Annotated in this window: 14 protein-coding genes; 8 read left to right on the top strand and 6 right to left on the bottom strand. The window is 71.8% G+C overall.

The features are described 5' to 3' along the window. Positions 1–345: 345 nt before the first annotated feature. Positions 346–1,149 (top strand): hypothetical protein, encoded by an 804-nt coding sequence (locus ACFP1K_RS14725; RefSeq protein ID WP_380752389.1) that lies wholly within the window; start codon positions 346–348, stop codon positions 1,147–1,149. 9 nt (positions 1,150–1,158) lie between these two features. On the opposite strand, the gene ACFP1K_RS14720 is transcribed toward ACFP1K_RS14725, so the two are convergent. After that, a complete protein-coding gene (locus tag ACFP1K_RS14720; RefSeq protein ID WP_380752386.1) occupies positions 1,159–1,611 on the bottom strand; it encodes a hypothetical protein in 453 nt (150 codons plus the stop codon). 99 nt (positions 1,612–1,710) lie between these two features. Here ACFP1K_RS14720 and ACFP1K_RS14715 point away from each other — a divergent pair, with 99 nt between their 5' ends. The 4 genes from ACFP1K_RS14715 (at position 1,711) to ACFP1K_RS14700 (ending at position 4,905) form a co-directional block, all read left to right on the top strand. Next, positions 1,711–2,400: a response regulator transcription factor gene (locus tag ACFP1K_RS14715; RefSeq protein WP_380752383.1), complete on the top strand. Its 690-nt coding sequence runs from the start codon at positions 1,711–1,713 to the stop codon at positions 2,398–2,400. Next, entirely contained in the window at positions 2,397–3,674 is a 1,278-nt protein-coding gene (locus ACFP1K_RS14710; RefSeq protein WP_380752380.1) for a sensor histidine kinase, read from the top strand. Before ACFP1K_RS14715 ends, ACFP1K_RS14710 begins: the two co-directional genes overlap by 4 nt. 92 nt (positions 3,675–3,766) lie before the next feature. Continuing rightward, entirely contained in the window at positions 3,767–4,198 is a 432-nt protein-coding gene (locus tag ACFP1K_RS14705; RefSeq protein ID WP_380752377.1) for a PepSY domain-containing protein, read from the top strand. A 194-nt stretch (positions 4,199–4,392) separates the two neighbouring features. After that, a complete protein-coding gene (locus tag ACFP1K_RS14700) occupies positions 4,393–4,905 on the top strand; it encodes a hypothetical protein (protein WP_380752374.1) in 513 nt (170 codons plus the stop codon). Between the two features lie 71 nt (positions 4,906–4,976). On the opposite strand, the gene ACFP1K_RS14695 is transcribed toward ACFP1K_RS14700, so the two are convergent. Further along, positions 4,977–5,606, bottom strand: a complete 630-nt coding sequence (locus ACFP1K_RS14695; RefSeq protein WP_380752371.1) for an alpha-ketoglutarate-dependent dioxygenase AlkB — start codon at positions 5,604–5,606, stop codon at positions 4,977–4,979. 57 nt (positions 5,607–5,663) lie between these two features. After that, positions 5,664–6,161, bottom strand: coding sequence for a hypothetical protein (locus ACFP1K_RS14690; protein ID WP_380752368.1), 498 nt, complete (start codon positions 6,159–6,161; stop codon positions 5,664–5,666). A 97-nt stretch (positions 6,162–6,258) separates the two neighbouring features. Between ACFP1K_RS14690 and ACFP1K_RS14685 the strand changes: the two genes are divergently transcribed. After that, the gene (locus tag ACFP1K_RS14685) at positions 6,259–6,912 is read left to right on the top strand and encodes a winged helix-turn-helix transcriptional regulator (RefSeq protein ID WP_380752365.1); all 654 of its coding nucleotides are present in this window, start codon (positions 6,259–6,261) and stop codon (positions 6,910–6,912) included. 10 nt (positions 6,913–6,922) lie between these two features. Here the strand turns inward: ACFP1K_RS14685 and ACFP1K_RS14680 are convergent, their stop codons facing one another. From ACFP1K_RS14680 to ACFP1K_RS14670, 3 genes are all read right to left on the bottom strand, one after another. After that, positions 6,923–7,237: a hypothetical protein gene (locus ACFP1K_RS14680; RefSeq protein WP_380752362.1), complete on the bottom strand. Its 315-nt coding sequence runs from the start codon at positions 7,235–7,237 to the stop codon at positions 6,923–6,925. Between the two features lie 77 nt (positions 7,238–7,314). Next, entirely contained in the window at positions 7,315–8,046 is a 732-nt protein-coding gene (locus ACFP1K_RS14675; protein WP_380752359.1) for a 4'-phosphopantetheinyl transferase family protein, read from the bottom strand. A gap of 109 nt (positions 8,047–8,155) precedes the next feature. After that, positions 8,156–11,143, bottom strand: a complete 2,988-nt coding sequence (locus ACFP1K_RS14670; protein WP_380752356.1) for an AfsR/SARP family transcriptional regulator — start codon at positions 11,141–11,143, stop codon at positions 8,156–8,158. Between the two features lie 796 nt (positions 11,144–11,939). On the opposite strand from ACFP1K_RS14670, the gene metK reads away from it, so the two are divergent. Continuing rightward, the gene (gene metK / locus ACFP1K_RS14665; protein ID WP_380752353.1) at positions 11,940–13,121 is read left to right on the top strand and encodes a methionine adenosyltransferase; all 1,182 of its coding nucleotides are present in this window, start codon (positions 11,940–11,942) and stop codon (positions 13,119–13,121) included. Between the two features lie 11 nt (positions 13,122–13,132). After that, positions 13,133–14,202: homocysteine S-methyltransferase family protein (locus ACFP1K_RS14660; RefSeq protein WP_380752350.1), on the top strand; the 1,070-nt coding region annotated here is incomplete at its 3' end.

Below are 14,202 nucleotides of genomic sequence, written 5' to 3'. Positions count from 1 at the left end.
GCGGCATTTTCCGGTCCCGCCTTCCCAGAGTAGAAGGCATCCTAGGGAAGCAGGTCCGCGAATCCCGATGAACCACCAAAACGGCGCGAAATAAGCTGATTCGCCGTCCGCCGTGCCTGGTTCGACGTCGGTCATCGACGCGGCACACCACATGGCCCGTGCCCGCGATGACGCGACGTGTCGCCACGTATTCGCCCCCGGCGGAGGTGGCCGGACCTGTGAGCCAAATCACCGTTGTTGTGCGTATTTGGCCGCAGTTGTGTAGATCCATGCTTTTCTACGCTGAGCCGGTCAAAGACCAGGACCGGCCCCTGCGGGGGCTCTTTCGTGAAAGCAGTGGAAGTGATGTCGGGAAGTAAACGCGCGCGTATGGGCTCGGTGCTCGGCGCGATCATGATGGTCGCGACGTTCGTCGTCGCGGGGACGGGGGCCGCGCACGCCGCCACGACGTACTACTTCAAGGTGACGTTCGTGCGGATCGCGTTCGGGAATGGGGGGATGAACGACTACATCGTCAACGTGAACTCGCCGGACTACTATCCGCCCGCGGCGGACAGTTACGGGGAGGGGAAGAACACGGGGACCGTGTACGGGCGGTATCACGCCTGGTCGCCTCAGGCGGAATACGATCAGTGGCGGATGTTCGGCACGTGGCGGGCCTCCAAGTACTGCGGGCGGGCCAAGGCGAACAGGACCGGGTGTTTCTACGAGGTGGCCAACAGGCAGGGGACCTCCGCGGCCGATTCCGTGCCGTGGGACTCCTCTTTTCCGGCGCCCATCGCGTCGGACGACGGCTACTACGCCTGGTACGACCTCGGGGACTTCTCCAGTTGCGCGTCGCACCGGAAGCCGGAGGACGGGGTCAGCTGCTTGACCTGGTACGAGAACGCGAACATCTACAGCAGGCGGAACAACGAGGTCACCGGGATCATGTTCCCGGGGCAGGCGTTGTCGGTGTCGGCCGAGGTGTGGGACGCGGATTGGATCGCCAACTACGGGGCCAGCAGTGACGACGACGCGTGCAACGTGAGCTACGGCCGGGTGTTCAGCGAGGCGGAGCTCAAGAACCTCGCGAACTATCCGCAGACCTGGGTGCTCACCGACAACGTGACCGGGTGCCGGGTCATCGCGAACGTGGCCACCTACTGAGATCGGCGGCTAGTCGTCGCGCTCGACGTCGGTGGTGATCGACGGGGTGCCGCGGACGCAGGTGACCTTGGCGGTGACCTTGTTGTTCTCCGACTCGAATTTCACGGTGGCGGGGTGGCCGGGCTCGTGTTCCACGTCGTCGATCGCGTAGCCCTGGGCGGGGCTCCAGGCGACGAGGGAGGGCACGCCGTCCTTGCAGGTGGCGACGATGGAGCCGCCGGGGGTGTCGAACGCGCGGCTGACCCCGGCGGGGCTCTCGGCGGGTGAGGCCGGGGCCCCGGCCCCGTTCGTCGGGGTGGCGCTGATGAGGGCTTGGGAGATCTGGTCGGGGCTCATGGGGGAGACGACCGGTTCGCTCAGGCCCTGGCCCAGGAGGGTGATCGCCCAGGTGGCGGTGGCGGTGGTGAGCGACGCGGCGGTCACCCAGCCGAGGGTCGCCAGCAGTGGGCCTCGTTTCACCATGACAGGGTGCCACGCCGACTACTAAAGGTTCCCTAACGCGGCCTCAACGCCGATACCGGACGGGGCGGGGGACCGGCGGGTGCCCATAATGTTGGGGCGATGGCACAGCTATTGCTCGTTGAGGACGACGCCGCCGTGCGGTCCGCGCTCATGCGGGCCCTGGGGGAGCGCGGTCACGCGGTGACGTCGGCGGCGACCGGGATGGCGGGGCTCCGCATGGCCGTCGACGAGCGCCCCGATCTGGTCATCCTCGACCTCGGGCTGCCGGACATCGACGGGTACGAGGTCATCCGCATGCTGCGGGCGGTCAGCGCGGTGCCGCTCATCGTCGCCACGGCGCGGGACGACGAGCGGGAGATCGCCCGCGTGCTGGACGCGGGGGCGGACGACTACCTGGTCAAGCCGTTCGGCGCCGTCCAGCTCGACGCGCGCATCCGGGCCGTGATGCGCCGGCTGCGCAGCGAGGAGGACGACGCGTCGCGGCCGTTCACGGTGGGCGAGCTGCGCATCGACCCGCGCAGCCGGGAGGTGACGCTGGCGGGCCGCGGCCTGGATCTGCGGCCGAAGGAGTTCGACCTGCTGTGCTACCTGGCCGCGCGGCCCGACCAGGTGGTCAGCAAGCGCGAGCTGATGACACAGGTGTGGCAGATGCCCTACGGCGGCGCGGACAAGACCGTCGACGTCCACCTGTCGTGGCTGCGGAACAAACTGGGGGAGTCCGCGCAGCAGCCCCGGTACATCCGGGCCGTGCGCGGCGTGGGCGTCAAGCTGGTGGACCCGGCGGCATGAGGCGGCGCCTGCTCGTCCTGGTCGGCTCCATGGTGTCCCTCGCGCTGGTGGCCTTCCTGGTGCCGCTGGCGCTGCTGGCCCTGACGCTGGCCGCCGACCGCGCCACCGCGGACGCCCTGGTGCGCGCCCAGTCGCTGGTCCCCGTCGCGTCGGTCGGCACACCGGCCGCCCTGGAGCTGGCCGTGCAGCAGGCCAACAGCGGGGGCGGCCACCCGCTGACGGTCTACCTGTCCAACGGCACGGTCCTCGGCGTCCCCGCGGTCAGGTCGGACGCGGTGAAGCTCGCCCTCACCGGGCGCAGCCTGACCGCGCAGGCGCAGGGCGGCCGTGAGATCGTCGTCGCCGTCACCGGCCGTTCGGCGGGTACGGCCGTCATCCGCGTGTTCGTCTCGGACGCCGACCTCAGCAGAGGCGTGCGGCGGGCGTGGCTCATCCTCGCGCTGGTCGGGGCCGGTGTGCTGGCCGTCAGCCTGGTCGTGGCCGACCGGCTCGCCCGGTCGCAGATCCGTCTCATCGCCGGCATCGCGCAGGTCTCCCACGACCTCGCCGCCGGGGACCTCACCGCGCGCGCGCCCGCGGAGGGGCCGGAGGAACTGCGCCGCGTCGCGGGGGCGCTCAACCACCTCGCGCGGCGCATCCGGGTGCTGCTGGCCCAGGAGCGTGAGGCGGTGGCCGACCTGTCCCATCGTCTCCGCACCCCGCTCACCGTGCTGCGGCTGGAGGCCGAAGGCCTTCCCGAGGGCGAGCAGGCCACCAGGGTCGGCGCCGCCGTGGACGCCATGGAACGCATGGTCACCCAGGTCATCAGGGAGGCCCGGCGCTCCCGGCAGGACGAGGCAGGGGAGTGCGACGCCGCCCGCGTCGCCGCCGACCGCGTGCACCACTGGTCGATGCTCGCCCGCGACCAGGACCGCCCGGTCGTCCGCGACCTGGCCGCCCCGCCGCTCCACGTGGGCACCGGCGAGGAGGCCCTGACGACCTGCGTGGACGCCCTGCTGGAGAACGTCTTCGCCCACACCCCCGAGGGCACCGGCTTCACCGTGCGGCTGTCCCCCCGTGAGGGCGGCGGCGCCGTGCTCACGGTCGCCGACCAGGGACCGGGCTTCCCCCACGCCAGGGCCCTGGAACGGGGAGTGAGCGGCGGTTCCTCCACCGGCCTCGGCCTCGACATCGTCCGCCGCACCGCCGAGCGATCCGGCGGCTCGGTGACACTGGCCAACGAACCGGCCGGAGGCGCCCGCGTCACCGTCGAGTTCGGCCCCCGCCCGAGTTAACCCCGCGTTAGGGCCGCCGCAGCTTCGCGCTATCTCCCGTCCCCGCAGGCTTGGAGCCGTCGCAAGGGACATCGATCGCATCGGAGATACGGATGAGCAAGTCAAAGATCGTCGCAGGCCTCGCCACCGCCGCCCTGCTCGTGGTGGGCGGCGGAACCGCCCTCGCGGCGGCCGGCGCCGCGGATCCCACCCCCGCCACCGGTGCGCCGTCGACCTCCCCGTCCTCCACTTCCGCCTCGCCGGAGCAGACCCCTGCCGCGGCCCCCGTGGCCCCCGAGGTCCCCAGGGAGCAGGCGGAGCGGGCGGCACTGGCCAAGGTCGCCGGCGGCCGGGTGACCTCCACCGAACTGGAGACCGAGCACGGCCACCAGTACTGGGACGTCGAGGTGACGGCTCCCGACGGCGCCGAGCACGAGTTCTCCGTCGACACCCGGACCGGCGCCCTGACGGCCGGCGAGGTGGACCACGACGACGACGGCCCTGACGGCGACGACGACCGTGACGGCGACGAGGACGACGACTGAGATCGCCTGACACCGGCGGCTCCCCGGACCGGGGAGCCGCCGTGCTGTCACGGGCGTCTCGTGGCGGCGGACGGACGCCGGGTCACCCGTTCAGCAGGCGTGTACGGCCTGGGACGTCACCGTGCGTGGCAAAGGGTTGCCCGGTGTGTCGTAAAGCGGGTGAGCGGCGGCGGGGGCTGGGCGAGAGTGGAAGGGTGACGATACGGGGGATCTTGCTGATGATGCTGGGGGCCGGGCTGGCCGGGTGCGGCGGGCTGAGCACGGGGGAGCTGACGCCCACGCAGCTCGAGGCGGTGCGGGCCCAGGGGGTGGCGCCGGAGATGGTGTACGTGGTGGACGTGCCGGGGTTCCAGCTGGTGGGGCAGTCGGTGAGCCTCTACCACGAGGAGGGGTACCAGGCGTTCTACCTCTCGCCCCGGGGGCGGCAGGTGTGGTTCGGGGTGGACCGGGGGGCGTTCAGCGACGCGGTGTGCCCGGAGCGGCCGGTGCACGGGGCCGAGCGGGTGAGCGCGGCGGTCACCTGTGAGCGGGACGAGGTGGGGTGGTACCGCGTCAGCGGGGACCGGCACGAGTACGCGGCGGACGAGGACGGGCGGGTGCTGCGGGTGAGCGGCGTCCGGGGGGAGATCGGCCGCAAGGCGCTCCGGACCGCCATCACCGGTGCGCACCCGGCGCCGGGGGTGACTCCCTCACCCCCGGCGGGGTGAGCCCGGGTCAGACCGTGGTGCCGGTTGCCTCCCGCGGTGCGAGAGGTGGAAGGTCTCAGCGGCCCGGCGGGTCAGCGGACGTCGCGGGGACGGAACTGGATACTGATCCGCGGGCCGGTGGGCCGGGACAGCTTCGGGATGGAGTGGTCCCAGGTGCGCTGGCAGGAACCGCCCATGACGATCAGGTCGCCGTGGCCGAGCTCGTGGCGCAGCGAGTGGCCGCCGCCCCGGGGGCGCAGCAGCAGCGGGCGGGGGGTGCCGACGGAGACGATGGCGACCATGGTGTCCTCGTGGGCACCCCGGCCGATGCGGTCGCCGTGCCAGGCCACGCTGTCGCGGCCGTCGCGGTACAGGCACAGGCCGGTGGTTCGGAAGGGGGCGCCCGGCCGCCCCGCGTAGTGCTCGTTGAGGGCCCGCATGGCCTCGGGCAGCAAGGGATCAGGCAGGGGCTCGTCCTCGTCGTAGAACTTGAGGAGCCTCGGGACGTCCACCACGCGGTCGTACATGTGACGGCGCTCGGCGTGCCAGGGCACGTCGCGCGACAGGCGGTCGAACAGGGAGTCGGCGCCGGTGAGCCAGCCGGGGCGCAGGTCGATCCACGCGCCGTCGGTGAGAGGGATGCGCCGGACGGCCGCGCCCAGGGGGCCGACGCCGGGTTCCCCGTCCAGATCCAGCAGTGAGGCCTGGAATCCAGCGGTCATGGCGTCATGCTACCGCGAGTATTCAAACACCCATTCGAGCGGGGTGCTCTGACCTGGTCAAAAACTCCAGCGAGTGCCGCTCGGTGAGCCGCCGCCGGCCGGAGGCGCGGCGGGGGTGACCTCGTAGACGTCGTAGGGGGAGGGGCCCGTGGCGCGGGTGCCGCCGCCGTGGAAGGCGCCGCCCTGGACGGTGAGCGCGATGCCGTACTTGGAGGAGAAGACGCCTGACAGGCGGCCCAGCTTGCCGTCGTCCAGCACCCGTGCCGCCCGGCCGCGGACCACCAGTTCCAGGCCGCGGGGGTCGGTGGTGACCACGCAGTCGGTGGCGGCGGGCAGGGTCTCGGGGTCGTGCATGGCCTGGCTCACGGCGAGATGCAGGGCGCCGTCCAGCCACACGCCCAGGACCGGCACGATGTTCGGCCGGCCGTTGGGGCGCAGCGTTGAGAGCCAGTAGGTGCCCGCGTCGTTCATCGGACTTCTGGCGCTCGCCCGTGGCGTCGTGGACGGCTCGTCGGCAGGGGAAGACTGCTCGGCCACGGGCTCGTTTTCGGCCATCGCCACTCCTTTCTACCTTTAGTGGTTGCTTGAAAGAACTTTGATTGCAAAAAACAAGCGTAATGCATCTGGCTAAGCGTGGACTAGAATCCGATGCATGACGGGGCGCAGCTACGGGCAGTTCTGCGGGCTCTCCAGAGCCCTGGAAAGCGTGGGGGAACGCTGGGCGCTGCTCATCGTGCGCGACCTTTTCGTCGGCCCCAGGCGCTTCACCGACCTGCGCCGCGGCCTGCCCCGCATTCCCACCAACATCCTTTCGGCCCGCCTGAAGGAGCTGGAGCTCGCGGGGGTGATCCACCGCAGGGTCCTGCCCCGCCCCGCGGCGTCGGTGGTCTACGAGCTGACCGCCTACGGGCAGGCGCTGGAGGACGTGGTGCTGAGCCTCGGGCTGTGGGGCGCCATGGCGATGGGCGACCCCGAGCCCGGGGAGATCGCCACGGTGGACTCGGTGACCATGGCGCTGCGCTCCACGTTCCGGCCCGAGGCCGCGCGCGGCCTGAACACCTCGTACGAGTTCCGCCTGGGCGGGCTCGTGCTGTCCGTGCGGATCGACGACGGCGCGCTCACCGTCATCCCGGGCCCCCTGCCGGACGCCGAGCTGGTGCTCGAGTGCGGGCCGGAGCTGCGTGCCCTGATGGCGGGCGAGCTCGCCCCGGACGAGGCCGTGGAGAAGGGCATGGTCACCCTGACCGGCGACCCCGCGGACCTGGTCAGGCTGGTCGAGGTGTTCCGCATCCCCGCGATGCCCTGACCCGCCGCGGCTACGGCTCGTCCGTCCACGGCTCCTCCTCGGCGAGGTCCAGGCCGAGCTGGTCGGCCCACTCCTGCGCCCACGCGCGCACCGTCGCTGCCTCCCCGGCCTCGCAGCCGTGCCGGGCGAACTCGTCGTCCGGGCGGCCGGCCGCGAGGTCCAGCCGGGCGCGCAGCTCGTGCGGGTCGAAGTCCTCGACGGCGCCCTCGGCCAGCAGCGCCAGCTCCACCGGGCTGAGGTGCAGCCGGGCCCGGTACGCCTCGACCAGGTCGCCGGGCAGCGCGGACTCGTAGAGGGCGGCCATGGTGCGCGCGAGGTCGTCCAAGCGGCTACCCGCGGGCGGACGCGCGCGCGACCAGGTCGCCGGGCGGCGCGGGCTCGTACGGGCCGGCCATGGACGCGCTACCCGCGGGGGGACGCGCGCCGGGACGGGGCGGGGACCACGATGGCCGTGATGATGAGGTCGGCGTCGGCGACCCAGCGGCCCGTGAAGCGGGACAGCTGCTGCCCGTGCACCCGCGGCCCCGGCACCCGCAGCCGCGCGGAGAACTCGCCCCGCGCCGGGTCGACGGACACGATGATGTCCTCGAAGTCCAGCCACCGCTTGGTGAGCGGGAACCACGACTTGTAGACCGCCTCCTTGGTGCTCCACAGCACCCGGTCCCAGTGCACGCGCGGGTGCCGCGCGGCGAGGCGGCGCAGCGCCTCACGTTCCTCGGGCAGCGACACGGCGTCCAGCACGCCTTCCACCAGCGGCTCGTTACGCTCGGCGTCGATGCCGATGGCGGCCACCTTGGACGCCACGCCGACGACGGCCGCGCGGTAGCCGGTGCAGTGGGTGATGCTGCCGACCACGCCGGCGGGCCACTGCGGCTCGCCGCGCAGCCCCGGCAGCACCGGGCTCGGGCGCATGCCGAGCTTGCGCAGCGCGTCGTGGGCGCACAGCCGCGCGGTGGTGAACTCCGCGCGCCGCTGCGCGTCGGCGTCGCCGATCGCCCGGTCCTCCTCGGGGAACAGCATCGGGTCGGGCGGGTCGGCGAAAAGGTCGGCGGCCACCACGAAGTCGGGCAGAATCGACTTGATCATGGGCCCGGCCGCACCGGGGGCGGCGCCGCTCATTCGCACAGTGGTCACCTCACGAGCGTATCGGCGAGGTGAATGCCGAAGGCATCTCCGAGAGCGCTTTGTTCACCCCGCGCGTGTCCGGCGTGGCAGGACACGGGGGGTATAAGGGGTACCCGGCTCAGCCGCCGCCCACCGTGGTGAGGCCCTCCGGCCGGGTCGCCGCCTCGGCCCGGCCGAGCATGGCGCGGGCCTGCGCCTCGTACACCGGGATGCCGAGCGTGCGGAACACGGTGAGCGCCTGCTCCAGGTGCGCGACGGCGTGCGCGTTGTCGTCGCACGACAGCGCCAGCTCGCCGAGCCCGAGCAGCGCCCGCCCCTCGGCGAAGCCGTCCCCGGCGGAACGGCCGAGCCGCACGGCCAGGCGCAGCGCCTCGTCGGCCTCGGCCGCCTCGCCGAGCCGCAGCCGGGCCACGCCGAGCCCGCACAGCACGTACGCCTCGCCGATCGGGTCGCCGATCTCGCGCACGATGTCGATCGCCGTGCCGAAGATCTCGGCCGCCAGGGTCGGCTCGTCCCACTGCAGGTAGGTGTCGCCCATGCGGTGCAGCACCTGCGCCTCCACCCGCCTGCTGCCGCCGCGGCGGCTGAGCGCCAGCGCCTCGGCCAGCAGGCGGCTCGCGCCCTCGGGGTCCCCGTCGTCCAGCCGCAGCTGCGCCAGGTTGTGCAGGACGTACGCCGCGCCCACCTGGTCGCCGGTACGGGTGAAGATGTCCAGCGCGTGCGAGTAGCGGGCCGCGGCCTCGTCCGTCAGGCCGCTCATCCGGTCCAGGAAGGCGACGTTGCGCAGCACCAGGGCGACACCGAGGTCGTCGCCGACCTGGTTGAACAGCTCGATGGCCTCTTCGAAGTCGCGCCGCGCCTCGGCCAGGCGCTTGAGGGTGATGTGCAGCGAGCCGCGCGAGTACAGGATGGCGGCCTGGCCGCGCGGGTCGCCCACGTGCCGGGTGGCCGCCAGCGCGACCTCGTGGGTCTCGCGCCAGTCGTCGAGGTAGATGCGCGACTCGAACAGCGTCACCGCGCTGATCGCCAGGTCCCAGCACAGCTCGGCGAACCCGGCCCGCGCCGCCTGGCGGATGCCCGACACCAGCAGCGGGCGCTCCCGCTCGTACCACACCATCGGGTCGGCGACCAGCTTGTCCACCAGCTTGGCCGGCAGCGGGCGGCGCTGCGCGGAGCTGTGCACCTGGAGGTACTCCTCGCCGTACACCCGGCGGTGCGCGGCCTCGGCGACGTACAGCAGCGCGCCGAGGGCCCGCTCCAGGGCGGTCTTGCGCTCGGCGGCGTTCTCCTCGGCGGCCAGCCGCTCGCGGGCGAAGACCCGGACCAGGTCGTGGAAGCGGTACTGGCTGTGCACGCCGAACCCCGGGCCGGCCGGGCCGATGAGCTGCGCGTCGGCGAGCTCGTCCAGGAGGTCCTGGGCGTCGGTGTGCGAGCCGCCGAGCAGCGCCCCGGCGAGCCACGCGGAGAACACGCTGGTGTCGAGGATGGCGAGCAGGCGGAACAGGCGGCGCGCGTCGGCGCCGACGCTTTCGTAGGTGAGGGAGATGCTGGCGCGGATGCCCATGTCGCCGTGTTTGAGCTCGTCGAGTCTGCGGGTCTCGTCCTCCAGGCGGGTGACGAGTTGCTCGATGCTCCAGTGGGGGCGGGCCGACAGGCGGGCGCCGGCGATGCGCAGCGCCAGCGGCAGGCGCCCGCACAGCTCCGACAGGGCGACGGCCTCGCCGGGCTCGGCCCGCACGCGGTCGTTGCCGGCGATGCGGCCGAGCAGTTCGAGCGACTGGTCGCTGTCGAAGATGTCCATCTCGATCTGGATCGCGCCGGGCAGGCCGGTGAGGCGGCTGCGGCTGGTGATGATCACCGCGGAGGTGCGGTTGCCCGGCAGCAGGGGCATCACCTGGCTCTCGCGCGCCGCGTCGTCCAGCACGATCAGCGTGCGCCGGTCGGCGAGCAGCGCGCGGTACATCTCGGCGCGCTCCTCCAGGCCGTCGGGCATGTCGGTGCCCGCCACGCCGAGCGCACGCAGGAAGCGCTCCAGCACCTGCATCGCGCTGATCTGCCGGTACGCGCCGCCGTGCAGGTCGGTGAACAGCTGCCCGTCGGGGTAGCGGTCGGCGATGGTGTGCGCGGCGTGCACCGCGAGGGTCGTCTTGCCGAGGCCGCCCTGGCCCGCGATCACGATGATCGGCACGGCCAGCCGGTAGCGGTCCTCGGCGGCCAGCGCCAGCTCGCGCTGGATGGCGTCGATCTGCTTGGTGCGGCCGGTGAAGTCGGCCACCGCGGCGGGCAGCAGGATGGGGACCGGGCGCGCGGGCGGCGGCTCGGGCGGCTCGACCGGGATCGTCACCCGGGCGGGGCCGTTGAGGCTCTCGTCGGAGGTGAGGATGGCGTACTCCAGGCGCTGGAGCTGCTCGTTCGGCTCGATGCCGAGCTCCTCGACCAGCGTCTCGCGCGCCAGGCGGTACACCCGCAGCGCGTCCGCCTGGCGGCCCGAGCGGTACAGGGCGAGCATGAGCTGGCCGCGCAGGCGCTCGCGCAGCGGGTGCTCGGCGACCAGGGCGGTCAGCTCGCCGACCAGCTCGTGGTGGCGGCCGAGGTCCAGCTCCAGCTGCAGGCAGTCCTCGTTGGTGGTGATGCGGTGCTCGGCCAGCCTGCTCGCGGCGGACCGGACGGGCCTGCTCTCGATGCCCTCCATGGCCTCGCCCCGCCACAGCGCCAGTGCCTCGCGGTAGCCGCGCACCGCGGACTCCGGGTCCCCGGCGTCGCGGTCCCGGCGGGCCTGGGCGGTCAGCGCCTCGAAGCGGCGGACGTCCAGCTCGTCGCCGTCCTCGGCCTCCAGGATGTAGCCGCGGGGGTGGGTGACGATCAGGGTGGGGCGGCCGTGCGCGGCGAACAGGCGGCGCAACGCGGAGATGCAGATCTGGACCTGGGCCTTGGAGGTGGGCGGGAGGACCTCGCCGTAGATGGCGTCGGTGAGCCGGTCGACGGTGACGACCCGGCCCGCGTCCAGCAGGAGGAGGGCGAGCGTGATGCGCTGGCGTAAGCCTCCGACGTCCAGACGCTCACCGCTCGCGAGCACCTCAAGTGGCCCCAGAATCCGGAACTCCACCTGCTAACTCCTTGCCAGAAAACCTCGGACCCATCCGGAAGTCTTCGCGCAATCGTCGTGAGAGACGTGGCGGGTGCGCGGCCTCGGCCGGGTCGGGCCTGGGATCGGCCGTGCCCCCCTCTTCGTGGCGTGGGGGTGGACGAAGCGGCACCGGCGTTTCTCTCACTTCCCCCTAGCACCTGTCCACTTACCTTCGGATAGTACAACCTGGTCGGTAGGGGGACCAGACACATTACTGTGAGTACGGTATTGGCATTGTTCACCATAGCGGTGCGGAGTGCGACCCATTCGGCGAATAAGACCGATATATATGCCCCTAAACGGGGATATAACGGCCAATAGTCCCGATATATCTTGAGTGGCCGCGCGGTGGCGCCGAACAGGCCGAAACCTCACCGGCGACGGTCCGCACTGGTGAGCGCCACGGCCCCCCGGGGTCCCCCGGGCCCGGCGCGGGGGGCGCGGCCGTAGGGGGCGGGCAGGGGTGTCTGCCGTGACCTGCGCCGACCTAGCATCGAACCAATCGAGCTTGCGACGGTTCTTTAGCTACACGATGAGGTGGTGTCCCTGGTCGGTGGTCTACTTCGCAGTAAGTCCCCACGCGGCAAGGGTCATCGTGTGAGCGCCATTCGCACGATGGCCTTTGTTTTTCGCCACCGATATCCGTGAACACCGCCCATTCCCCCGCGTGCCCACCACGTCGTCATCCGAGCGCGAACGCCTCGGCCACCGGGACGAGGCCCCGCACCACGCGAGGACACCCACCCTCGCGGCCCACGAGCAATGAGGAGTGAAGATGTCCCGCCGCCTGTTCACCTCCGAGTCGGTCACCGAAGGCCACCCGGACAAGATCGCCGACCAGATCAGCGACGCCGTGCTGGACGCGATGCTCAAGGGCGACCCGAGGAGCCGGGTCGCGGTCGAGACGCTCATCACCACCGGCCAGGTCCACGTCGCCGGCGAGGTCACCACCGAGACCTACGTCGACATCCCCGGCCTGATCCGCGACACGATCCTCGACATCGGCTACGACGCCTCGCACAAGGGCTTCGACGGCGCCTCCTGTGGCGTGTCGGTGTCCATCGGCGCGCAGTCGCCCGACATCGCCCAGGGCGTGGACGACGCCTACGAGCACCGTGAGGGCGGCGGCGAGGACGAGCTCGACCGCCAGGGCGCCGGCGACCAGGGCCTGATGTTCGGCTACGCCTGCCGCGAGACCGACGAGCTGATGCCGCTGCCGATCCAGCTGGCGCACCGGCTGGCGCAGCGCCTCTCGGAGGTCCGCAAGAACGGCACCGTGCCCTACCTGCGCCCCGACGGCAAGACCCAGGTCACCGTCGAGTACGACGGCGACCGCCCCGTGCGCCTCGACACCGTCGTGGTCTCCAGCCAGCACGCCCCCGAGATCGACCTCAAGGAGATGCTCGAGCCCGACGTCAAGGAGCACGTCATCGACCCGCTGCTGGCCGGGCTGTCCATCGACACCGACGGCTACCGCCTCCTGGTCAACCCCACCGGCCGCTTCGAGATCGGCGGCCCCATGGGCGACGCCGGCCTGACCGGCCGCAAGATCATCGTCGACACCTACGGCGGCATGGCCCGCCACGGCGGCGGCGCCTTCTCCGGCAAGGACCCCTCCAAGGTCGACCGCTCCGCCGCCTACGCCATGCGCTGGGTCGCCAAGAACGTCGTCGCCGCCGGCCTCGCCGACCGCGCCGAGGTCCAGGTCGCCTACGCCATCGGCAAGGCCCAGCCCGTAGGCGTCTTCGTGGAGACCTTCGGCACCGAGAAGGCCTCCGTGGACGCCATCCAGCGCGCCATCCTGCAGGTCTTCGACCTCCGCCCCGCCGCCATCATCCGCGACCTCGACCTGCTGCGTCCCATCTACTCCGCCACCTCCGCGTACGGCCACTTCGGGCGTGAGGGCTTCTCCTGGGAGTCCACCGACCGGGCCGAAGCGCTGCGCCGGGCTGTCTGAGGAGCGCGGCCATGACGTCATTCCGCGACGCGCTGTCCCAGCGGATCCTGGTGGCGGACGGGGCGATGGGGACGATGCTGCAGGCGTTCGATCCCTCGCTCGAGGACTTCGAGGGACTTGAGGGCTGCAACGAGGTGCTGAATGTGACCCGGCCGGATGTGGTGGCCGGGGTGCATGATGCGTATCTTTCCGCTGGTGCCGATTGCGTGGAGACCAATACTTTCGGGGCGAACTGGGCGGCGCTTGGTGAGTATGAGATCGCTGAGCGGATCGAGGAGTTGTCGCTGGCGGGTGCGCGGATCGCGCGGGAGCGTGCCGATCACTGGAGTGAGCGGACGGGGCGGCAGCGGTTCGTTCTTGGGTCGATGGGGCCGGGGACCAAGCTGCCGAGTCTTGGTCATGTGACGTTCGGTGTGTTGCGGGACGGGTACCGGCGTAACGCCGAGGGGTTGATCGCGGGTGGGGCCGACGGGTTGATCGTGGAGACCTGTCAGGACCTGCTGCAGGTCAAGGCGGCGGTGCTGGGTGCGCGCGAGGCGATCGCCGGATCCGGGCGCGATGTCGTCCTGGTGGTGCAGGTCACGATCGAGACCAACGGCGCGATGTTGCTGGGGTCGGAGATCGGGGCGGCGCTCGGGGTGATCGAGCCGCTTGGCGCCGACGTCATCGGGCTGAACTGCGCCACCGGGCCCGCCGAGATGAGCGAGCACCTGCGGTACCTCGCCCGGCACTGCAACGTGCGCCTGTCGTGCATGCCGAACGCCGGTCTGCCCGAGCTGACCTCCAACGGCGCGCGGTATCCCCTCGGGCCTTCGGAACTGGCCGCCGCGCAGGTGGGGTTCGTGGAGCAGTTCGGGGTCGGGCTGGTCGGCGGATGCTGCGGCACGACGCCCGAGCACATCGCGGCGGTGGCGGAGGCCGTGTCCGGCCGTCCCGTGGTGCGGCGCGAGGTGGCTTCGGTGCCCGGGGCGGCGTCGCTCTATTCGCATGTGCCGTTTTCGCAGGATGCGTCGTATCTGGCGATCGGGGAGCGGACCAACGCCAACGGGTCGAAGGTGTTTCGGGAGGCGATGCTGGCCGG

The organism is Sphaerisporangium aureirubrum (assembly GCF_042658925.1).
Classification (GTDB): domain Bacteria; phylum Actinomycetota; class Actinomycetes; order Streptosporangiales; family Streptosporangiaceae; genus Sphaerisporangium; species Sphaerisporangium aureirubrum.
The sequence above is the reverse complement of the archived record's forward strand: the minus strand, read 5'-3'. Positions and strand labels throughout refer to the sequence as shown.